The organism is Streptomyces odontomachi (assembly GCF_024435355.1).
Lineage (GTDB): Bacteria > Actinomycetota > Actinomycetes > Streptomycetales > Streptomycetaceae > Streptomyces > Streptomyces odontomachi.
In genome coordinates, this window is sequence record NZ_JAMJWG010000024.1 from 124,736 (window position 1) to 146,867 (window position 22,132).

A 22,132-nucleotide genomic window follows, 5' to 3' on the forward strand; every position below is an offset into this window, starting at 1 on the left:
TGCTACTGCGTCAACCAATCACACCGGCACGCCCGTAACGTCAGCCAGCGTCCTCATCTGCGGCGTCAGCGTGCGCCGCCTCTTGATCACCCGGCTCATAATGTCCCGCGCGTACCGCTGCTGCGGAAGCCACTGCGGAGATGCCACGTTGATTCCGTCCAGGACATCGACCGCCTCCGCGTAGTGGCGTAGCCGAGCGTGAGCGTCCGCCACATCCAGAAGGTGGCGGTTCCAGTTGTTGCTCGTGGGCGGCATCTCAGCACTCCGGATCTGCTCCGCCAGTTGCAGAACCACGTCCGGCCGCCCGGACACCGCGGCGTTCTCGGTGCGCTTCAACGTCACGGTCGTCGGCCCGAACGTCCGCAGGAAGTCCCCCCCGGGGGTGTGCTCCCGGCCCAGAGCCGCAGCCGCGGCCTTGGCCATGCGGAGCGCGTCCGCCGCCTCCTCGGGCCGTGCATCGCGCACCGCAGCAGCCGAGAGCCGTAGCGTCAGCCAACCCCACGACGACAGCTCATCCGCAGTGGCCCGGGACAAGCGCGGCTCAACGTCATCGGCCCACCGTTCCGCCAGCTGCCGCGCTTCGGCCAGACGGCCCGTGCGCAGCATTAACCAGCACTGCGTCGTGATGGTGGCCGCGCCGTCCTGCTCATCCACAGCGACGGCAAGGGCCCGGGTGAGGGCGTGTTCGGCAGCGTCGAACTGCCGCATCTGCGTCAACAACCAGCCGGTCAACTGGAGCAGGCGGCCACGGCAGGCGCGCGCCAAGGGGTCGACGGTGTCGAGGACACCGGCGTCTCTGAGGAGCGACGGGAGAACGGTAGCCAATTCGGCGAATCGGTCGCTGGAGAAGAGCGGGCCAGCAGCCTGGAGGGCGGCGTGTAGCCCACGGGCAGTGGGCGCGCCCTCGCCTGCGTACGTGGGCGTAGGGGACGTCATCAGCGCGGCGCGCACCTCAGCCCACTCGTCCCCGGCCGGTTCGTCAGCGGGGGCATCGCGGCGCAGCAGCGTGGACGTGCTCACCTGGAGCGCGATTGCCAGAGCACGTAGTGTTTCCAGCCGTGGCTCACCGCCGGTCCCCTGCTCCAACTTCCTGATCGTGGCGAGCGAGACAGCGGATGCGCTGGCCAGTTCCCGTTGCGTAAGACCTCGGCGCTTCCGGAGTTCGCGGACGTGCAGGCCGATGCGAGCGCTCTTGCTATCAGGCATACTGGTGCCTTCCGTTCAGACTTCGACACTCCGAACGGTACTCCGCCGAAAGCCCGGCGGGACGTCGCGAGGCCCTGTCGCCACACGGAGGCAGGGCCTCAGCGCTGCCTGAGCATGACGAAAGCGCCCCCTACCGCCCCGGGGGGCGGATTACAGCGATCGTCGCAACGCGTGCCTGGTGCTCATGCATCTCACCGGGCCCGGGGACGACCCGCGCTTCGGCCGCGACTACGGCACCTGGGGTGCGTTGACGATCCTGGTGACGTGGACGGTCGCCGCCCTCGCCGCCGGCCACCTGGTGCTGCGCCGCCGCGACGCCTAGGGCATGGCCGTGCGGGCGCACCGTACCCACTCCACCGCCTCCTCCGCGGTGGCGACGGCCGGCACGCCGTCCGGAAGCGGGGGTCGGTCGACCATGACGACCGGGACCCCCGCCGCACGGCACGCCGTCAGCTTCGCCGCGGTCGCCGCGCCGCCGCTGTCCTTGGTGACAAGGACGTCGATACGGTGCCGGCGCAGCAGCTCGCGCTCTCCGTCCAGCGTGAACGGGCCGCGGTCCAGCAGCACCTGCATCCGCGGAGGGCAGGGCGGCTCGGGCCGGTCGACGGAGCGTACGAGGAACCAGAGGTCGTCGAGCGCGGCGAAGGCGGCGAGCCCCGTCCGGCCGGTGGTGAGGAAGACCCGCCGGCCGAGCGCGGGCAGCAGCGCTGCGGCCCCGGCGAGTGAGGCGGTGCGGTGCCAGTCGTCACCCGAAGTGGCGACCCACCCGGGACGGCGCAGCGCCAGCAGGGGAACATGGGCACGGGCGGCGGCCTCCGCCGCATGGCAACTGATCGTTCCGGCGAAGGGGTGGGTGGCGTCGATGAGCACATCGACCCGGTGGGTGCACAGCCACCGCACCATGCCGTCGGTCCCGCCGAAGCCACCGATGCGCACATCGCCCGGAGGTGTGCGGGGTGCGGCCACCCGCCCGGCGAGCGAGCTGGTCACCCGGAGGCCGGGAACGACCACCGTCCCGGCGCCCAGCGCCGACGGACCCCCGCACAGCAGCTCCGCCACCCTCCGGCCCTCCGTCGTGCCCCCCAGGACGAGAACGTGCATGACAGCGAGCTCCCTCCATGACTGAGGCGGCGGAGACGGCGGACGTGGCTGAGACGGCTGAGGCAACGGAGACGGCTGAGGCAACGGAGACCGCCGAGGCGGTGGACGGCGCGGCGCGCGGCGGTCGCCGCGCCCAACTGAAGCACACCGGCCTGCGGCCGGGCTGGACCACCGGCGCCTGCGCGACCGCGGCGGCCACCGCGGCGGCGACAGCGCTGGCGACCGGCGAGTTCCCCGACCCCGTGACGATCACGCTGCCCGGCGGCCAGACGCCCGCGTTCGCCCTGGCCGTCGAGGAGCTGGACGAGGACCGCGGCCTGGCCACGGCGGGCGTGGTCAAGGATGCCGGCGACGACCCGGACGTCACGCACGGCGCCCTGGTACGGGTGACCGTGCGCGCTCTGCCCCCCGGTTCGGGCATCGCGTTCCGGGCGGGCCCCGGCGTGGGCACCGTCACACGCCCCGGCCTGCCGCTCGACGTCGGCGAGCCCGCGATCAACCCGGTACCGCGCCAGATGATCCGCGACCACCTGACGCAGGTCGCCGCCCGCCACGGAACGTCGCCGGGACTGGAGCCCGGCGCCGAGATCACGATCGCCGTGGACCACGGTGAGGAGATCGCCCGTTCCACGTGGAACCCTCGCCTCGGCATCGTCGGCGGCCTGTCCATCCTGGGCACCACCGGCATCGTCGTGCCGTACTCGTGCTCCGCGTGGATCGACTCGATCCGGCGCGGCGTCGACGTGGCACGGGCGGCCGGCCGCCGGCACGTGGCCGGCTGCACGGGCTCAACCTCGGAACGGACCGTCGTCGCCGAGTACGGGCTGCCGGAGGACGCGCTGCTCGACATGGGGGACTTCGCGGGCGCGGTACTCAAGTACGTACGCCGCCACCCGGTCGAGCGGCTCACGCTCTGCGGCGGCTTCGCAAAGCTCTCCAAGCTGGCGGCCGGACATCTGGACCTGCACTCGGCGCGCTCGCAGGTGGACAAGGGTTTCCTGGCCGAACTCGCCCGCCAGGGCGGCGCCGACGCGGCCCTTTCAGCGGCCATCGAGTCCGCCAACACCGGCCTCGCCGCGTTGCAGTTGTGCCGGGCCGCAGGCGTACCACTCGGTGACCTGGTGGCCGAGCGAGCCCGCGACGAGGCCCTGTCCGTACTACGCGGCGCACCGGTGACGGTGGACGTGATCTGCATCGACCGCGCCGGGGCGGTGGTCGGCCGCAGCGGGGTGCGCGGAGCGCACTAAAAGGGCGCGGGACCGTGTCGATCTGCGGCCCCGCCGCGGGGGCGCCGAAGCGCCTCTAAGGGGCGCGGGGAACTGCGCGACCAGCCACGACGAAACCGTCAGGTCGACACAACCCCGAAGGAGCTGCTCCTGCCGCAGCGGGGAGCGCGCAGCGCGCTAAAGGGGCGCGGGGAACTGCGCGACCAGCCACGACGAAACCGTCAGGTCGTCACCGTCCCGAAGGGATTGTTTCTGTCGCAGCCGGACCACCGGCCGGTGGTGGGCTGGTCGCGCAGTTCCCCGCGCCCCTTGATCCGGCTGCCTTCGGCGCCCCCGCGGCGGAGCCGCTGATCAACCGATCGTCACCACCCGCGCCCACGCCGGCGGCGCATCCGGCCGGTATTCGGGATCGTCCTCCCGCCAGGACGATCCCGCCCGCTGGCGCGAGAACAGCCCCACCACCGTCCGGCACGACGGCCGGACATCGGGCCAGGGCGTCTGCCCGTCGGTCAGGACGACGACGACGTCGGGCCGCGGCCGCGCCCGAAGCGCCGCGGCGAATCCCGTGCGAAGATCCGTACCCCCGCCGCCCACCAGCGGGATCCCCTCCGCACCGCACAACGCGTGCACGGTCTGCGCCGCCGCATCGCACGGCAGCACGCTGACCAGGTCACGCCGGCCGCCCACGGCACGGGCGATCGCGGCGACCTCCAACAGGGCGCTGCCCAGCTCGGAGTCGCTGACCGACCCGGACGTGTCGATGACCACGGACACCCGCGGCGGCCTGCGCCGCAGGCTCGGCAGGACGACGCCGGGCAGCGCCGCCGAGCGCCGCGCCGGGCGGCCGTAGGTGTAGTCCTCGCCGACGCCGGGTCCGGACGCCGCCGAGCGGACCGCGGCGCCCAGCAGCTCCCGCCACGGCTGCGGCGGATGGAACGCCTCCTCGGCCCACCGCCGCCACCCCTTCGGGGCGTTGCCGGGACGGCCGATGATGCCCTGTGCCACCCGGAACCTGACCGCGTCCCGTTCCTGGTCGCTCAGGCCGTGCGCGCCGTCGGGGCCCAGGTCCCAGCCCCGTTCCAGACCGTCGGCGCCGCTGCCGCAGTCCAGCCAGGCCAGCGCCTGGGTGTGCGGCCCGAGGTGGAACCTGCCGAGGTACTCCTCCATCAGCTCCTCGACGGGCAGCCCCAGGGACTTCGGCGTGACGGCGCCTTCGGGCCGCGCCAACCCGTCGCCGTACACGTCGTCGTTGATCTCGCAGTCCGCCGCGATGTTCATCCGCAGCCGCTCCCCGGTGCCGGTCAGCGCGTGCTCCTGCGCGTACCGGTCGCTGCGCCCGTGGTGGTCACGGAGCAGGTGCGACACCTCGTGCACCCAGACGCCGGCGAGCTCCTCGACCGGGGTGCGGTCCACGAACACCGGTGAGACGTAGCACCGCCAGTGCTGGTCGACGGCCATCGTCGGCACCCGCCGCGACTCCACGGCGTGCAGGGCGAACAGGGCCGTGGCCAGGTAGGGCCGGACACGGGCGGCATGCAGCCGGGCGGCGAACAGCTTGTCGCGGTCCAGGGTGCCGGGGGCACGTACGCGATCGTTCATCGGCCCCCTCTCCGTCAGGGCCTCCTTCGTCGGGGCCTCGTGCGTCAGGACCCCGTTCGTCAGGGCCCCGTTCATCGGCCGGCCTTCGCCGTGACCGCGGCCCGCGCCGCCGCCCGGTCCGCACGGCGGGACAGCGACACCGCTCCGGCGAGCCGCTCGATCGAGGCCGGAATGTCCCAGTCGGCACGGCGGAGCGTGGCGAGCGTCGTCGCGGGGACGACCACCAGGTCCGGTGCCCCGGTCTCCACCGCCCTGACCAGCAGCGTCCACGCCGCATCCCAACGGGACTTCTCCGGGCGCCCCCGGACCGCCGCCACCACACCGTCGAGCACGGCCTGGCGCAGGTCCCCGCGCTCGGGCAGCTCGGCGCCGGCCGGATCGGCGAGCAGGTCCTCCGGGTCCGGCAGGTCCATCCGGTCCATGCTGGCCAGCAACTCCAGCCCGGGGCCGTCCCCCACCGTGCCCCTGACCAGCAGGGAGAGCACGTCGCGCGAGGAGCCGGCCGCGGTCGCGAAGGCGATCAGGGACATGGTCATCTCCCAGCTCCGGGGCGACGGCCAGGCGCCGCCCCGGCGGCCTTCGTCCTTGGGCAGCCGGTGCACGAGGGTGGGACGGGCGGACAGCAACCCGCACACCGCGCGGCGGGCGAAGGCCACCGCATCGGGCAGGCCCCTCGGGTTCAGCCGCGGCAGGGTCGCGCGCGGCCACGTCCCGCCCAGGCCGCGCACCACGACCTCGTGGTCATGGGTCCACTGGAGATGGACGAACCGGTTGGCCAGCGGCGGGCTGAGCTCCCAGCCGTCGGCCGCGGAGGAGCGCGGATTGGCGGCGGCCACGATCCGGACCCCGGGCGGCAGCCGCAGGGCACCGATCCGCCGCTCCAACACCAGGCGGAGCAGGGCGGCCTGGACGGCCGGCGGTGCGGTGGACAGCTCGTCCAGGAACAGCAGCCCGCGACCGGCCCGCACCAGGCGCACCGCCCAGTCCGGCGGCGCCATCGGGACACCGTCCTGTGCGGGGTCGCCACCGATGACGGGCAGGCCCGAGAAGTCGGACGGCTCGTGGACGCTGGCGATCACCGTGGTCAGCGGGAGGTCCAGGGCCGCAGCGAGCTGGGTCAGCGCCGCGGTCTTGCCGATCCCCGGCTCACCCCACAGCAGCACGGGCAGATCCGCTGCCACGGCCAGCGTCAGGGCCTCCAGCTGGATGTCGGGGCGCGGTTCGGTGCCGGTGTCCCGCAGCAGGGCCAGCAGGTCGCCGGCGACGTCGAGTTGGGTGGCGGGTGCCGGGTCGAGGTCGAGGCGGACGCCGATGGAGGCGTCAGCGGCGTCCGTGGAGCCGGTGGACTCAGTGGCGTCCGTGGAGCCGGTGGACTCAGCGGAGCCGGTGACGCCGTTGGAGTCGGTGGTGGCGAACGGGGCACAAATGGTCAATTGTCATCACCTTTTGGTTTCGTAGCGGGCCGAGTGGGCCGAGTGGGCCGGCGGTGGGGATGGGATGAACGTCGTGGGCCGGCGATGGGGGAATGGGGCGAAGGGCCCCGGGTCAGCGAACGGTCGCTTGGCGCGGGTGTGAGCGGTGGTCACCGGAGCGGCGGCGCGCACCGTCGCCGGCCCGGTCGGGGCCGGGCCCGACCCCGACCGGGCCCAGGCCCGCCCTGAACAGCCCGTGCGTGATCCGGCGTTGCGCGGCCGTCTCCAGTGCGTCCCGCAGCGCGCCGCTGCGCAGCGTCGCCTCGGGCCCCAGCAGGCCCTCGACGATGGCCAGCGCACCGGCGGTGTCGCCGTGGTCCAGGCGTTCCCGGACGCCGGCGAGACACTCCGGGTGGCGGTGCGCCTCGTCGATGGCCTGGAGGCAGGGCACCGGAGCGCCGCCCAGCGCGCTGAGCAACTCCTCCCGCCGGACCTCGGCCGGGTCGTGGTCCAGCGCCGCCAGCACGCCGTTCACCAGCCCGATCCGGTGCTGGGCTCCCCGGCACTCCACCAGGCGTGGTTGCCCCACGTCCTGCTCCGGGAGCCCGGGCGCACGGGCCGGCGCGGGTGCGGGTGCGGGTACCGGCTGGCCCTGCGACCGTGCCGCACCGGCCGGTGCCAGCGCCGCGGCGACCAGCGGGTGCAGCCGATCGACGTCGATGAGACCGGCACGGATCAGTTCCAGGTCGGGGAGCACCCAGGTCGCCGCGTCCGGCAGGACGGGCAGTTCCGAGGCGCCCCTGTCGGCCAGCGAGACCGCCGCGATCCGCGGCGCGGCGGACCCGGCCGACCCGGGTGACCCGGGTGACCCGGCCGACCCGATCGACCCAGACAACCCGACCGACCCGACTGACCCGACTGACCCGGGTGACCCGATGGCGCCGTCGCGCTCCGCGGTCAGCTCCAGGGCCAGCCAGTGCCGGCTGGCCAGCCGTACGGTCACGGTCCCGGCGTGCGGCAGCCCTTCGGCGTGGAGCAGGATCGCCGCCTCGGCCGCCCACCGGTCGACGGCACAGTGGTGCCCCGGCGGCAGCAGCCGTAGCAGCTCCGGGGGCGACTCCTCGTCGGCACCGCCCCCGTTCCCGTCCCCGGCCATGGACCCGGCCTCGAAACCGGCCCCGAACCCGGACCCGGCCTCGAACCCGGTGCCGGACCGAATCCGCAGCTCACCGGCGCTGCGCGCATCCCACCGATGGCGGTGCAGGTCCAGCCGGAACCGCCGGTTGGGATGGGGATGGGGATGCTGGAGCCGAGGGCCGTGGGCACCGGCGCCGCTGTCGGACCCGTCCCACAGCGCGAGGCTGATCCGCTGGCCGGCGTCCGCCCACGCCGGCGGAGTCCGGACCACGAGGTGGACGGGGCTTTCACCGTCACCCCCGCCGTCAGGCCCGGCGGCGTCGTACCGCGCCAGGGTGAAGGTGAGGCCGGGGCGCAGCAGCCCGTCGGGAGCGATCCTGGGCATGTGCCAGCGGAGCAGGTCGGGAGCCAGGTGGCGGAGGTCGGCACGGAGTCTGGTGACGAGTTCCCGGCCATGGGTGCGCGCCAGGGTGCGCAGATGGAGATCGACGTCGACGCCTGCGGCGGCACACGCTCCGGCCCAGTCACCGGCGCTCCGGCGGGCGGTCGCAGTCTCGATCATGGAGGGCGGCACGGCGAACTCGCGCACGCGCTGCCAGCGGGAGAGTCGGGAAAGCCCGTTCGCTGCCTGAGTGCCCATCAGCACTCACCTTGCGCGAACGATGCCCCCAATCCGACATGAGGTTGAGTCATCATCGTGTGCGATCGTATCGCCCACTCTTTTGATACGCCAGGTTTTCCGAGCCGAGCCGAGCCGAGCCGACCCGTCTCAAGCCGCCCCGACCCGGCTCGACCCGTCCTGGCCCCGGGTCCGGTCCCTGAGGGGGGCCCAGACCCAGACCCGGACCCGGACCCGGACCCGCCTCAGGGTTCGCTCAGCACACGTGCCGCTCCCGGTCGCTCGAATACAGATGGCTGTCGCGGAACTGCTCCGCCCCCAGCGACCGCCCCACGATGATCACCGCGGTGCGGGTGATGCCGGCGGCGCGTACCTGGTCGGCGATGTCGTCGAGGGTGCCGCGCAGCACGAGTTCGTCGGCGCGGCTGGCGAAGGCGACGACGGCGGCGGGACAGTCGGGGCCGTAGTGCGGCAGGAGTTCCGCGACGACCCGGTCCGCGTACCGCACCGCCAGGTGCAGCACGAGCAGGGCGCCGCTGCGGCCGAGGGTGGCCAGGTCCTCGCCGGCCGGCATGGGGGTGGCCCGCTGGGCGACACGGGTGAGGACGACGGTCTGGCCGACGGTGGGCACCGTCAGCTCCCGCTTCAGCGCGGCCGCGGCCGCCGCGAACGCGGGGACCCCCGGCACCATCTCGTACGGCACCCCCGCCGCGTCGAGCCGTCGCATCTGCTCGGCGACCGCGCTGAACACGGACGGGTCGCCGGAGTGCAGCCGCGCCACGTCGTGGCCGGCGCGGTCAGCGGCGACCAGCTCGTCGGTGATCTGGTCCAGGTTCAGCTGCGCGGTGTCGACGAGCCGTGCGTCCGGCGGGCAGTCGTCCAGCAGCTCGCGCGGCACGAGGCTGCCCGCGTACAGGCAGACGGGGCTGGTGGCGAGCAGGCGTGCGCCGCGCACCGTGATCAGGTCGGCGGCGCCGGGCCCGGCGCCGATGAAGTACACGGTCATGCCCGCTCTCCTCGCGATGTCGCTTTCGTGACCGCCCACTGGGTCACCGGCATGGCCTGGCGCCATCCGGTGAAGGCGCCGACCGGTGCGGCGTGCGCCACGGCGAGCCGTACCAGTTCGCCGCCGTGCCGGCGGTACCAGTCGGCTAGCAGCGCTTCGGACTCCAGTGTCACCGCGTTGGCGACCAGCCGTCCGCCGGCGGGCAGCCCGGCCCAGCAGGCGTCGAGCAGCCCGGGCGCGGTGAGCCCGCCGCCGACGAACACCGCGTCGGGGGCCGGGAGTCCGGCGAGCGCTTCCGGTGCCGTGCCGGTCACCACCCGCAGCCCCGGCACGCCGAGCCGCTCGGCGTTGTGCGTGATGCGTGCGGCCCGTCGTGCGTCGCGTTCGACGGTGACGGCGCGGCAGTCGGGGTGCGTCCGCATCCACTCGATGCCGATCGAGCCCGAGCCGCCGCCGACGTCCCACAGCAGTTCCCCGGGTTCGGGTGCGAGCACGCCGAGGGTGACGGCGCGGATGTGCCGCTTGGTCAACTGCCCGTCGCTGTCGTAGGCCGCGTCGGGCAGCCCCGGCACGGCGCCGAGCCGCACGGCGTCCGGGGCGCGGCGGCACTCGACGGCGACGATGTTGAGCGGGTCGCCGGGCGGGCGCGCCCAGGTGTCGGCGGTGACGACGCCGCCATCGCCACCGCCGCCGTCCTGGCCACCGTTCCCGTCGCCCGGGAAGCCGTCCCCCGCACCCGGGCCACCGTTCCCGTCACCCGGGCGACCGTCCCTCGCGCTCGGGAGGCCGTCCCCGCACGCCTCGGTCACCGTCTCCAGCGGCCCGCCCAGCTGTTCCAGTACCCGCATGCGGCTCGGCCCGAAGCCGCGGTCCCGGAGCAGCGCGGCGACCTCGGCGGGGGTCGTGGCGCCGGCGCTCAACACCAGCAGCCGCCGCCCGTGGTGCAGTGCGGCGGCGAGCCGGCCGAGGGGACGGCCGACGAGCGTGATCACGTCGACGTCCTCCACCGGCCACCCGAGCCGGGCGCACGCGTACGAGACGGACGACGGGTGCGGCAGCACCCGCCACCCGCCGGCGTGCTCCCCCGGCGCCGCGACCTCCGCCACGATCGCCCGCCCGATGCCGTGGAACAGCGGATCCCCGCTGGCCAGGACGGCGATCCGGCGCCCGGCGTGCGCCGCGAGCAGCCGCGGCACGGCGGGCCGCAGCGGCACGGGCCATGCCACGCGTTCCGCCGTGCAGCCGGCGGGCAGCAGCGCCAGCTGGCGCGCCGCACCGATCACCACCTCGGCACCACGGAGCACCTCGCGCGCCTGCTCCGTCAGCCCGGCCCAGCCGTCGGCGCCGATGCCTATGACGGTGACGGGCGGTGGGGACGACCCGGCGGCCATGCGGTCACCTCGTTAAGGGATCTACAGGTCTGATCTGACATCGACACCGGCACGGGAACCGGAACCGGAGCCGGAACTAGCCACGTCACGTCGACCGGAACTAGCCACGTCACACAGACCGGAACCGGCGGTACCAGCGCCGTGACCAGCGCCGTGACCAGCACCTTACTGACCAGCCACCGCCCGCCCGGGAACCCCCCGGGCCCACCGTCTCTGTCCCCGTCTCCCTTGGCCGCCCGGTCACTCCACCACGGTGGACCGTCCCAGGTACCACACCGGGCCCGGATCCGGCACCGTCAGCTCCCGGAAGCCGACGCGGTCGTAGAAGGCGCGGGCGCGGGTGTTGGCGATGGACATGCAGAGGTGGACGCCCGGCACGCCCTGCCCGTTCAGCTCGTCCAGGAGCCGGTGCATCAGGGCGCGCCCGAAGCCCCGGCCCTGCCACTCGGGCAGCAGGTCGATGTGCAGATGGGCGGGGTGGTCGACCAGTTCGGGCCAGATCATCCGCTCGGGCGTGTGCAGCAGGTTGAGCATCGACTCGGTCGGGGTGGCCGGCGGCCCGCTCGGCGCCGGGTAGCGCTCACCGATCTGCGGGAGCCAGGTGCTGCGGAACCATTCGACGAACCGCGCCGTGTCCGCGGTGCCCACGACGTAACCGACCGCGTTCCCCGCCCCGTCGTCCAGGACGAACGTCAGCTCGGGTTCGAGCACGGCGTACGGCACGGCGAAGATGGTCGCCAGCAGGTCGTGGTCCGGGTAGACGTCCCGGGCGTCGCCGCCCTCGTGCGCGGTGCGGATGCAGATGTCGTACAGGGCCGCGCGGTCGTCGGGCCGGTAGCGGCGTACGGCGGGAGACAGGGTCACCTCCGCATCTTGACCCACCGGGGAGCGCTCTCACAAGGCCGGATCAGTCCGCCGGAACCGCCACATCCAGTGCACGCAGCCGCTCCGGATCCGCGTGGACGGTGTACTCGGCGATCCGGTCGCCTTCGACGGTCGCGGTGACGGTCACGGTGAGCGCGAGACGCAGCCGGCCGTGCGGCGCGACGACGAGTCCGGGGCGACCGTCGATCAGGGCGACCGCCGCGACCTGCGCGTTGCGGGCGAGCTGGACGGTCTCGCGGCCCACCGCCTCGGCGCCACGGGTCTCGGCCGGTGCGCCGGGCGGCAGCGCCGCGGGGTCGGCGTGCCGGACGACATCGGGGGCGAGGACCGCCAGGAGCGCTTCGATGTCGCCGTGCCGGGCCGCGGCGAGAAAGGCGTCCACGACGCCGCGCTGCCGGGCCAGGTCGGCCGCCGGCACCGCGGGGGTGCCACGCACCCGCTGCCTCGCCCGGCTCGCGAGCTTCTTCGCCGCCGCCCGCGACCGGTCCAGGATCACGGCGATCTCCTCGAACGGCACGGCGAACAGGTCGTGCAGCACGAACGCCGCCCGTTCCGCCGGGCCGAGCCGGTCCAGCACCACCAGCAGGGCCCGACCCACGGAGTCGATCAGCACCGCCTCGTCCTCCGGAGTGCTCACCTCACCGGAGCCGAGGCCAAGGCCGGAGCCGGAGCGGGAGCGGGAGCCGGAAACGCCGCCGCTGGCCACGCCACCGCCCGCGGTCACACCACCGTCGGGCGGCCGGTGACCGACCGGCTCCTCGGGCCGTGCCCGGCGCGCCCGCAGCATGTCCAGGCAGATCCGGGAGACCACGGTCGTCAGCCAGCCCGGCAGGTTGTCGATGGCGTCCGCGTCCACCCGGCTCAAGCGCAGCCAGGCTTCCTGAACGGCGTCGTCGGCCTCGGCGGACGACCCGAGCATGCGGTACGCGACGGCACGCAGGTGGTCGCGGTGCGCCTCGAAACGGCGGGCCAGCGCATCACTGCCGCCGGCCCCGGATCCTCGTCGCTGCGTCCCCATCGATCCCGGTCACCTTTCCTCGACGCGCCCCGTCACGGTCATGACGCCCCCGTCCGAAGAAAAGTGACCCACCCAGGAAAGACACCCGCCCAAGAGGGAGACCTCCCATGATCGGCACACCCCCGACGACGACCGTCCCGCAGCCCGCGGGCCACCCCGCCCTCCTCCACCTGGACGCCAGCGCCGGCCCGCCGGAGGAGTCCGTCACCAGGCGGCTGACCTCGCTGTTCGTGGACGTCTGGCGCCGCGACAGCGACCGGCGGGACGCACCACCCGTGCCCTCCCCCCGCTACCGTTACCGCGACCTCGCCGCCGACCCCGTACCGCCGGCCACCCCCGGTTACGCCGCCCTGGGCCGGCGCGTCGAGCGGCACGGCGGCATACCGCCGCACAAGGTGGCGGCGCTCGTCGAGGGACCGGACGAGGAGCGCGAGTGGGCGCTCACCCTGCCGCTGATCGAGGAGTTGCACGCCGCGGACACGCTGCTGCTCGGCGTGCCGATGTACAACTTCTCCGTGCCGGCCACCCTGAAGGCGTGGATCGACCGGGTCACCTTCCCGTCGGCCTTCACCGACCCCGACACCGGCGACCCGCTGCTGCGCGGCACCCGGGTCGTGGCCGTGCTGGCACGCGGCGGAGCGTACGGTCCCGGCACCCCGCGCCACGACCACGACTTCCAGGGCCCGTACCTGCGCGCCTACTTCACCGGCATCGGCGTCGCGCCCGACGACATCCACCTGATCCCGGCCGAGATGACCATCTCCGACGTGGTCCCGGCGCTGGCCCGCTTCCAGGACATGGCGGCGGAGTCGCTCCGCGCGGCCCGTGGCGCGGTACGGGAGCTGGCGCTTGCGGAGCGCGGGGGCGGACGCTGACCGTCCCGACGGGCCGCAACGGCAGCGCAGCGTCCGCCCCCCGCTCCGTACAGTGAGAACTGACGGACGGGGGAGGTGGGCCGTGGCGGAGCAACGGCCGGGGGACACGTACAACTCGGTGAGCGGTGGGGTGCACTTCGGTGCGGTGGTCCAGGGCCGGCAGGTCAGCCTGCGGCTGCCGCCCGAGGTGGAGCCGGCGCTGTCGGGGTTACCGAAACCGGCGTCCGGGTTCGTCGGACGGGACGCGCACGTCCGGGAGCTGCTGGAGGCGCTCGCACCCGAGCGTCCGCAGGAAGCGGTGCCGGTCGCGGCGGTGGCCGGGCTCGCCGGGGCCGGGAAGACCGAGCTGGTCGTGCAGACGGCCACGCGTGCGCTCGCGCGGGACGGGTGGTTCCCCGGCGGGGTCCTCTTCGCCGACCTCAACGGCTACGACGCGGAGCGGCGGCTGACCGCCCAGCAGGTGCTCGACGGTTGGCTACGGGCCCTCGGGGTGCCCCCGGAGCACATCCCCGACGCCGAGCAGGACCGCGTCCGCCTGTACCGGTCCGTGCTCGCGGCCCACGCCGCGCAGGGGCGCCGGCTGCTCGTCGTCATCGACAACGCCGGCGCCGACGACCAGGCCCGCCCCCTCCTCCCCACGGACGGCACCACGGCCGCACTCGTCACCTCCCGGCACACCCTCGACATCGGCGCCCGCCTCCATGACCTGCCCGTTCTCGACGGTGCCGAGTCCGTGCAGCTGCTGCGGCAGGCGCTCCGGGAGGCCCGGGGCCCGGACGGCGGGCGACGGATCGACGACGAGCCGGACGCGGCGGGGCGGCTGGCCGAGCTGTGCGCGGGGCTGCCGCTGGCGCTGCGGATCGTGGCGGCGCTGCTCGCCGACATCCCGAACCGGCCGGTCGCATCGCTGGTCGCGGCCCTGGAGGACGCGCAGACCCGGCTCGACCGGCTGAGCCGGGCGGACCGCGCCGTCCGGGCCGCGTTCGCCCTCTCGTACCAGGGCCTGCCGGGCGCTCAGGCGCGGCTGTTCCGGCTGCTGGCGCTGAACCCGGGGCCCGAGATCTCGACGGCCGCCGCGGCAGCCCTCTCGGAAGCCGCCGCGGACGGCACCGAGGGGGTGCTCGGCGATCTCGTCCGGGCCCACCTCGTGGAGCCGGCACCGGTGTGGGGGCGTTGGCGGCTGCACGACCTGATCCGGCTCTACGCCGACGAGCAGGGCGTGCGGCAGGCCGACGAGGACGGGCGGGACGCCGCGTACCTTCGCCTGCTGGACCACTACACGACCGGCGCCCGCGCCGCCTGCTGCCACCTCATGCCCGACGTCTTCTCGTCGCTCGCCGGGAACGCGGACCTGTTTCCCGACCTGCGCACGGCCCTGGCGTGGCTGGACGCGGAACGCGACAACCTGGTGGCCGCCGTCACCACGGCCGGCACGGCCCATGCCAGCCTGAGGGTCACCACCGCCTCGGTGCTGGAGCCGTTCCTCTCGCTGCGCCGCCACCACGACGACTGGCTCGCCACCACCACCGCCGCGGTCGACCTCTGCCGGGCCATCGGCCGGCGCGACCGCGAGGGCTGGGCGCTGAACAGTCGCGCGACCGCGCTGACGGTGCTGCACCGGTTCGACGAGGCCGCCGACACGCTCACTTCGGTCCTCGCCCTGCAACGCTCGACGGGTGATCGCCAAGGTGAGGGCAGGGCCCTGACCAGCCTCGGCGCGCTGCACCTGGAGGCGCACCGGTGGGACGAGGCCGTCGAGACGCTCACCGCGGCCATCGCCGTCCACCGCGAGACCGGCGAACGGTACGGCGAGTGCAAGGCGCTCAGCAATCTCGGCACGTCACTCTTCGCGGCCGGCCGGCCCACCGACGCCGTGGACATCCTCACCCGAGCCGCGGACCTCGCCCGGTCCCTCGGAGAACGGCGCGGCGAGGCCGTCATCCTCACCAACCTCGGCAACGCGCTGGGCGTGCTCGGCCGCCACGACGCCGCCGTCGAGGCCCTGACCGACGCCATCGCCCGCTATGAAGCACTCGGCGATCACCACGGCGTGGGCATGGCCCAGAACAACCTGGGCAACCAACTCCGGGCGCTGGGACGGTCCGACGACGCGGCTCGGGCCTTCTCCGTCGCCGCCGAACTCCTCGGGCAGGCCGGTGACCGGTTCAACTGGCTGAAGGCGACGACCAACCTGGTGCAGTTGCAGCAGCCCTGACCAACACGACGAAAACGGACCGTCACGGTGCCGGGTGCGCGATCGGGGTTCCAGGAGTCACGTATCGCGTGCGATGCGCGATCGCAACGAAAACCGCAAGGGACCTCCCCCACCTGATCGTTGACCTCTGGTACCACTGTGTACAAGCGCAGGCAGGCACCCCCAGGAGCGGGGGGCACACCGAGGAGCTTCCTTGCACACCTCGCACCACACGCCCGGATCCACGCCCAGAACACCTGGAACGCACCGGCGTAAGAAGACCCTTCGCTGGATCTCCGCGACCGTCGCGGGCGGAGCCCTGGCCGCCGGCGCGTTCGCGCTCCTGCCGGCGCTGGCGGAAGCCGACGGCACGAGCGCCGCCACGCACCCCGGAGTGCAGGGCGCGTACGAGGCCGCCGCCGCCGAGTACGACGTACCGCTGGCCGTGCTGATGGGCGTGGCGCACGAGGAGTCCGGGTGGCAGGTGCACCGGGGCTACAGCGCGGACGGCGGGTGGGGGCCGATGAACCTCACCGACGTCACACCGGACATGGTGGCCACGGGTGCCCCGGGAGCCGCCGGCCGGGCCGACGCGAAGGCGTTGGCGGGTCGTGCGTCGGCGCACACCCTCCAGAAGGCGGCCGAGCTGACCGGCATCGACGAGGACGACCTGCGGCACGACGCCGAGAGCAACATCCGCGGCGGCGCCGCGCTGCTCGCCGCGTACCAGAGGGACCTGGGCGGCGCGGCGTCCGAGCAACCGGCCGACTGGACGGCGGCCATCGCGCGCTACAGCCGGATGACGGACGAGAAGGCCGCCACCGCGTTCGTCGACGACGTGTTCCGGACGATCAGGGCCGGGGCCCGTCAGCGGGTCCGGCAGGCACCGCCGACCGGGAACGCGGCCGCCGCGGAGGCCAGGGCCGCCGACGCCACCGGCGCGGACGGGCGGACGGAGACGAAGTCGGCCGAGACCGTCACCCTGGCCGCCGCCCCCTCCGCCCGTCCGGCCACCGGCCAGCTGGACAAGCTGAAGTTGGCCGACGCCGCCTCCCCCGAGGCCGAGTGCCCGGCCTCGATGAACTGCGCGTTCGTCCCGGCCGACCCGTCGAACGGGCAGGTGGCCGACCGTCCGGCGGACGGCATCAAGATCACCGAGATCGTGCTGCACACCACCGAGGAGACGTACGACAAGACCATCAACATCTTCCAGACGCCGGGCAACGCGTCCGCGCACTATGTGATGCGCGCTTCGGACGGCGCGGTCACGCAGATGGTGGCCGACAAGGACATCGCCTTCGGGGACGGCAACTACTGGAGCAACCTGCACTCCGTGCAGATCGAGCACGAGGGCTACTCGGCGCGCGGCGCCGACTGGTACACGGACGCGGCGTACCGGCAGACGGCCACGCTGGTGCGGTACCTGGCCGCCAGGTACGGCATCCCGCTGGACCGCCAGCACATCGTCGGCCACGACAACGTGCCGGCACCGTCGGACAAGGGGATCGCGGGGCAGCACTGGGACCCGGGGTACGCCTGGGACTGGTCACGCTTCATGCGGCTGGTCGGCGCACCGGTCGACGCGGGCCGGCACGGCGTGGGTCCGGTGGGGACCGCGGTCACCATCGCACCGGGCTTCGCGGCGAACCGGCAGACGTACACGGTCTGCCCGGAGGACGACCCGACCGGCGCCACCACCGCGTGCACACCGCTGACCGCGCCGTCGAACTCCCTGTTCGTGCACAGCGCGCCCGGTGAGGACGCGCCGCTGCTGCTCGACCCGGTGCTGCATCCGAACGCCACGGCCGGCACCGACCGGGTCAACGACTGGAGCACCACGGTCCAGGACGGCCAGCAGTTCGTGGTGGCGGACCGGCAGGGTGACTGGACGGCGATCTGGTTCGACGGGCAGAAGGGCTGGATCCACAACCCGGGTGGCCGGAACACCGTGCCCGCCCACGGTGTGCGGATCATCGCCGCGGCGGCCGGCAGCGAGGCCGCGCCGGTGTACGGCACGGCCTACCCGAACGCGGACGAGTACCCGGCCGGCCTCTCCCCGTCGACGCAGGCCCCGCTGACCGCCGCCGGCTACCGGATCCCCGCGGGCCAGGCGTATGTCGCCAACCAGGCGGCGGTCCCCAGCGACGACTTCTTCCCGTCCAGCGGGACCGTGGTGCACGGCGCCCGGACGTACTACACGATCCAGTTCAACCACCGGTACATCCAGGTGGATTCGGCCGACGTGACGGTGTCGCGGGGCAGGGCAGGTCGATGACCGACTCATCACGCTGAACGGTACATGTAGTACATACGCGGCACATAGGCGGCGTATACGCGACACACATACCGCCCCGGTCCTTTTGGGCCGGGGCGGTTTCCGTTCGCCTTCATTCGCCTTCCATTCGCCTTCCCACTCGCCTTTTCGTCCACCTTTTCGTCCGCCTTTCGTCCGCCTTCCGCGCGCTCGATTCCCGGCAGACGCCCATGGCCCGCGGGGAGTTTGATCAAGAAATGAATGGCTTGTACATCGCACGGACACCCCTCAAGACCCCTCGCACCCGCACACTCCGCCGTCAGGTCTGTTCATCATGTGAACACGGTCAACTAATTCAGCCCACTGTGGCTTGACTCCTTGACGTCCGACATGTCCACGAGGTTGGCTTTCTGCCGACCTCGGCCGGCACCTGCGGGCCGCTCAGGGAGGTACGGAGACGTGGAGAACGTGACGCGCGGGCCCGCAGCGGGCAAGGCGCGAGGCAGGGGGAACGGGGCACGGCGGGGCAGGACGCGTGGCACGGCGGGGGGCGCGATACGGGGCGCGGCCACCCTCGCCGCCGTCTGCGCGCTCACCCTCGCGGTCAGCTCGTGCTCGAGCGTGCTGGGCGAAGACGACACCACGCAGCACAAGGGCGACGATGTGAAGATCGGCCTGTTGCTGCCCGAGAAGGAGACGGCGCGGTACGAGAAGTTCGACCGGCCGGTCTTCGAAAAGGAGGTCCAGCAACTGACCAACAGCAAGGGCTCGGTCACCTACGCGAATGCGGACGGTAAGGCGAGTACGCAGGAGGAGCAGTTCTCCCGCATGATCGACCAGCACATGGACACCATCGTGGTCGACTCGGTGGACGCCAAGACGATCGCTTCCCAGGTCCGCACGGCCAAGGACGCCGGCATCAACGTCATCGCTTACGACCGGCTCGCCGAGGGCCCGGTCGACGGCTACGTCACCTTCGACGGCGAGCTGGTCGGCCAGGAGCAGGCCCAGGCGCTCACCGAGGCGCTCGGCCTCAAGCCCGGCGAGAACGACCAGAAGACCAAGATCGTCATGATCAACGGCGCATCGAACGACCCGAACACGGCGCTGTTCAAGAAGGGCGCCCTGCGCGAGCTGTCGAACCGGGTGACGATCGCCAAGTCGTACGACACCGCCGACTGGAAGCCGTCGAACGCGCGCGCCCACATGGCCGACGCGATCAAGGAGCTGGGCGGGCAGCAGATCGACGGGGTCTACTCCGCCAACGACGGCATGGCGGGCGGCATCATCGACGCCCTGAAATCCGCCGGGATCAGCCCGCTGCCGCCGGTCACCGGACAGGACGCCGAGCTGACCGCGGTACAGCGGGTGATCAGCGGCGAGCAGTACATGAGCGTGTACAAGCCCTACCGCGACGAGGCCGCCGCGGCCGCCAAGATGGCCGTCAAGATCTCCCAGCACCGGATGGTCGAGTACGACGCACTGGCCATGGACCGGTCCCAGAACTCCAGCACGAAGCGGATCCCGTCCCATCTGGTCCAGGTCCAGCCGCTGACCAAGAGCACGGTCAAGGCCACGGTGGTCCGGGACAAGATCTACACGGTGCGGCAGATCTGCACGTCGAAGTACACCCTGGCGTGCCAGGAGGCGGGACTGGAGTAACGGTCCGGTCGGCGGGGCGCCGGGTGCACAAACGTTTCGTTGCACCCGGCGCGTGCCCTTCGCCAGGCGGTCGTCACGTGCTCGTGGTCGACCGTGTGTCCCCGAGCGCCGCCGTCTCGATGCCGAGCCATTCCCGCAGGCCCGTCTCGCCGGCCGGCAGGATCCGCAGGGCCCGGCAGTGCGGGGCGCGCCCCAGCCAGCCCCTCTGCACCAGGGCGTCCAGGACGGCGGCACCGACGGCGCCGGACAGGTGGTGCCGCTGCTCGGTCCAGTCGACGCAGTAGCGCACCATCCGCCGACGGGTCCGGGGGCGTGCCACGCCCGCCTCCGCCAGTCGCCGCCAGCCGTGCGGAGTGATCTCGTAGGCGAGGTCGTGTCCGGTGGAGGCGAGCCGGTCCCGCTCGGCGCGCTCCAGATCGTGCCGGCCGTCGCCCCCGACCACGGCACCGTCGTCGATCAGGGCGCCCAGCACGGCGACGCCGAGGTGTCCCGCGATGTGGTCGTAGCAGGTACGGGCGGTGCGCAGGGCCCGGGCACGGGTGCCGGCGCGCAACGACCGGGGCTGGAAGGGCTCCGCCAGACGGGCCAGGGCCTCGATGGCGCCGGCCACGTCGGGGGAGGCGAGTCCGTAGTAGCGGCGCCGGCCCTGGGTCTGCACGCGCAGCAGGCCGCCGTCGACGAGTTGCGTGAGGTGACCGCTCGCCGTGGACATCGCCACGCCGGCCTCCGACGCGAGCATGGACATCGGAAGCAGGCGGCCGTCGAGCAGGGCGAGCAGGATGCGCGCTCTCGTCCGATCACCGATGAGGGCGGCCGGGTCGACGAAGTTCACGTCTCCGGACAGGTCGCGCACGGGAAACCCTCCTTTCGCCGGGTCCGTCTCTCGTCAGGCCCGGTCTCTCGCCGGGTGCGGTCTCTCGCCGGGTCCTGTCGTCACGGGTCCGGTCCCGGGCCTCCATCCGAGTCCCGCACGATCCCGACCCACGTCCAGTGTCACGCCTACATGCTTCGGCGCCCACCGAAGTCTTCCGGCCCTAGCGTGCCAGTGTCAGGACGAGGCGCCGTGGACGGTCGGCGCACCTCGTCGACGCACCACGGTCCCGGAGGGAGGGTCTGCGTTGGTGGGCGACAGGCTGGTGAACGATCGGGCGGTGTCCGCGCCGTCGTCGCGCCGGACCCGGCTGCCGTTGATCTCGCTGTGCATCGGCTACATCATGGTCATCCTGGACGCCACCATCGTCACGGTGGCGCTGCCGCCCATCGGGCGGGAGTTCCCGACCGCCGGCGGTGACCTCTCCGGCGTCCAGTGGGTGGCCGACGGCTATACGGTGATCTTCGCGGCGCTGCTGCTGTCGGCGGGCTCCATCGGGGACCGGTTCGGCGGGCGTTCGGTCTTCCAGGTCGGGCTCGCGCTGTTCGTCGTCACGTCGGCGGGCTGCGGGCTCGCCCCGTCACTGGGCTTCCTGATCGCGATGCGGCTGCTCCAGGGCGTGGCTGCCGCGCTGGTCGTGCCGACCTCGCTGGCCCTGATCCGCGCCTCCTACCCGGACCGCGTCTCGCGTGCCCGTGCCATCGGCGTCTGGGGCATGATGGGCGGTCTTGCCGCGGCGTCCGGGCCGGTGCTCGGCGGGCTGCTGGTGGCCGCACTCGGGTGGCGGGCGGTGTTCTTCGTGAATCTGCCGATCGGCGTCCTGGGGCTGCTGATGACCGCCCGGCATGTGGTCGCCCCACGGCCCGTCCGCACCTCCCGGCTCGACGCGCCGGCCCAGTTCCTCGCCGTCGGGACGCTGGGCGGGCTGGCCTACGGGATCATCGAGGCCGGGCATGCCGGATGGACGGCCCCCGGTGTCCTGGGCGCGCTGGCGGCGGCCGTGCTCTGCCTCGTGGCCTTTCTGCTGCGGGAGAGCCGCGCCACTGACGCCATGCTGCCGCTCCACCTCTTCCGCGACGCCGCGTTCTCGTCCGCGACCGCCATCGGGTTCCTCATGAACGTGGGTTTCTACGGGCAGCTGTTCGTCGTCAGCTTCTACTTCCAGCAGTACCGCCATGACGGCGTGCTCCTCGCCGGCCTGGCGATGCTGCCGCAGACCGCGATGGTCGCCGTCTCCTCGGCGCTCGGCGGGCGGCTGACGGCACGCAGCGGGCCCCGTGCGCCGATGCTGGTGGGCCTGGTGACCGGTGCGCTGGGTTTCCTGGGACTGCTGGTGGCGGGACGCACCACGCCGTACGCGGTGCTCGTCCTGCCGTTGGCGGCGATCGGGTTCGGCACGGCCTTCACGATGCCCGCGGCGGTCGCGGCCGTCGTGGAGTCGGCGCCCGGCGACCGGGCGGGCCTGGCGTCCGGGGTGCTCAACGCGAGCCGGCAGGTGGGCAGCGCCATGGGCGTCGCGGTGCTCGGCGCGCTGGTCGCCCAGGGCTCCGACTTCGCCGCCGGGATGCGCACCGGCGCGTGGATCAGCGCCGCCTGCTTCCTCGCCGGCGCCGTGCTCGCCCTGGCGGGCGGGGACGGGCAGCACGGTGAGGAACCCCGCGGAATCCCGGCCTAGG

General features: G+C 73.3%; 17 protein-coding genes. 7 read left to right on the forward strand and 10 right to left on the reverse strand.

Annotated features, from left to right (window positions below; genetic code table 11):
* Positions 1–18 precede the first annotated feature (18 nt).
* Complete coding sequence (locus NQO67_RS36015) at positions 19–1,206, reverse strand: helix-turn-helix domain-containing protein (protein ID WP_255954658.1); 1,188 nt, start codon at positions 1,204–1,206, stop codon at positions 19–21.
* A gap of 178 nt (positions 1,207–1,384) precedes the next feature.
* Between NQO67_RS36015 and NQO67_RS36020 the strand changes: the two genes are divergently transcribed.
* On the forward strand, positions 1,385–1,528 hold the full coding sequence (locus NQO67_RS36020; protein WP_255954659.1) for a hypothetical protein: 144 nt from the start codon (positions 1,385–1,387) through the stop codon (positions 1,526–1,528).
* Here NQO67_RS36020 and NQO67_RS36025 read toward each other — a convergent pair.
* Entirely contained in the window at positions 1,525–2,307 is a 783-nt protein-coding gene (locus tag NQO67_RS36025) for a cobalt-precorrin-6A reductase (protein ID WP_255954660.1), read from the reverse strand. The genes NQO67_RS36020 and NQO67_RS36025 overlap by 4 nt on opposite strands.
* A gap of 101 nt (positions 2,308–2,408) precedes the next feature.
* On the opposite strand from NQO67_RS36025, the gene NQO67_RS36030 reads away from it, so the two are divergent.
* Positions 2,409–3,554 (forward strand): cobalt-precorrin-5B (C(1))-methyltransferase, encoded by a 1,146-nt coding sequence (locus NQO67_RS36030; protein ID WP_255954683.1) that lies wholly within the window; start codon positions 2,409–2,411, stop codon positions 3,552–3,554.
* Between the two features lie 330 nt (positions 3,555–3,884).
* On the opposite strand, the gene NQO67_RS36035 is transcribed toward NQO67_RS36030, so the two are convergent.
* The 7 genes from NQO67_RS36035 to NQO67_RS36065 all read right to left on the reverse strand — a co-directional run bounded on the left by NQO67_RS36035 (position 3,885) and on the right by NQO67_RS36065 (position 12,600).
* Complete coding sequence (locus tag NQO67_RS36035) at positions 3,885–5,132, reverse strand: vWA domain-containing protein (protein WP_255954661.1); 1,248 nt, start codon at positions 5,130–5,132, stop codon at positions 3,885–3,887.
* A gap of 71 nt (positions 5,133–5,203) precedes the next feature.
* The gene (locus NQO67_RS36040) at positions 5,204–6,445 is read right to left on the reverse strand and encodes an AAA family ATPase (protein ID WP_255954684.1); all 1,242 of its coding nucleotides are present in this window, start codon (positions 6,443–6,445) and stop codon (positions 5,204–5,206) included.
* Between the two features lie 232 nt (positions 6,446–6,677).
* A complete protein-coding gene (locus NQO67_RS36045; RefSeq protein WP_255954662.1) occupies positions 6,678–8,321 on the reverse strand; it encodes a hypothetical protein in 1,644 nt (547 codons plus the stop codon).
* A 235-nt stretch (positions 8,322–8,556) separates the two neighbouring features.
* Positions 8,557–9,306, reverse strand: coding sequence for a precorrin-4 C(11)-methyltransferase (gene cobM, locus NQO67_RS36050; protein ID WP_255954663.1), 750 nt, complete (start codon positions 9,304–9,306; stop codon positions 8,557–8,559).
* Entirely contained in the window at positions 9,303–10,697 is a 1,395-nt protein-coding gene (gene cbiE / locus NQO67_RS36055; RefSeq protein WP_255954665.1) for a precorrin-6y C5,15-methyltransferase (decarboxylating) subunit CbiE, read from the reverse strand. The genes cobM and cbiE overlap by 4 nt, the downstream gene beginning before the upstream one ends.
* 240 nt (positions 10,698–10,937) lie before the next feature.
* Positions 10,938–11,561: a GNAT family N-acetyltransferase gene (locus NQO67_RS36060; protein WP_255954666.1), complete on the reverse strand. Its 624-nt coding sequence runs from the start codon at positions 11,559–11,561 to the stop codon at positions 10,938–10,940.
* Positions 11,562–11,604: 43 nt separating this feature from the next.
* The gene (locus tag NQO67_RS36065; protein ID WP_255954667.1) at positions 11,605–12,600 is read right to left on the reverse strand and encodes a sigma-70 family RNA polymerase sigma factor; all 996 of its coding nucleotides are present in this window, start codon (positions 12,598–12,600) and stop codon (positions 11,605–11,607) included.
* 107 nt (positions 12,601–12,707) lie between these two features.
* Here NQO67_RS36065 and NQO67_RS36070 point away from each other — a divergent pair, with 107 nt between their 5' ends.
* The 4 genes from NQO67_RS36070 (at position 12,708) to NQO67_RS36085 (ending at position 19,585) form a co-directional block, all read left to right on the forward strand.
* Complete coding sequence (locus NQO67_RS36070; protein ID WP_255954668.1) at positions 12,708–13,475, forward strand: FMN-dependent NADH-azoreductase; 768 nt, start codon at positions 12,708–12,710, stop codon at positions 13,473–13,475.
* 82 nt (positions 13,476–13,557) lie between these two features.
* Positions 13,558–15,690, forward strand: a complete 2,133-nt coding sequence (locus NQO67_RS44415) for a tetratricopeptide repeat protein (RefSeq protein WP_255954669.1) — start codon at positions 13,558–13,560, stop codon at positions 15,688–15,690.
* 193 nt (positions 15,691–15,883) lie between these two features.
* Positions 15,884–17,944, forward strand: coding sequence for an N-acetylmuramoyl-L-alanine amidase (locus NQO67_RS36080; protein WP_255954670.1), 2,061 nt, complete (start codon positions 15,884–15,886; stop codon positions 17,942–17,944).
* 438 nt (positions 17,945–18,382) lie between these two features.
* Positions 18,383–19,585 (forward strand): substrate-binding domain-containing protein, encoded by a 1,203-nt coding sequence (locus NQO67_RS36085; protein ID WP_308295727.1) that lies wholly within the window; start codon positions 18,383–18,385, stop codon positions 19,583–19,585.
* Positions 19,586–19,658: 73 nt separating this feature from the next.
* Here the strand turns inward: NQO67_RS36085 and NQO67_RS36090 are convergent, their stop codons facing one another.
* Positions 19,659–20,438 (reverse strand): ArsR/SmtB family transcription factor, encoded by a 780-nt coding sequence (locus NQO67_RS36090; RefSeq protein ID WP_255954671.1) that lies wholly within the window; start codon positions 20,436–20,438, stop codon positions 19,659–19,661.
* Positions 20,439–20,706: 268 nt separating this feature from the next.
* On the opposite strand from NQO67_RS36090, the gene NQO67_RS36095 reads away from it, so the two are divergent.
* The gene (locus tag NQO67_RS36095; protein WP_255954672.1) at positions 20,707–22,131 is read left to right on the forward strand and encodes an MFS transporter; all 1,425 of its coding nucleotides are present in this window, start codon (positions 20,707–20,709) and stop codon (positions 22,129–22,131) included.
* Position 22,132 lies beyond the last annotated feature (1 nt).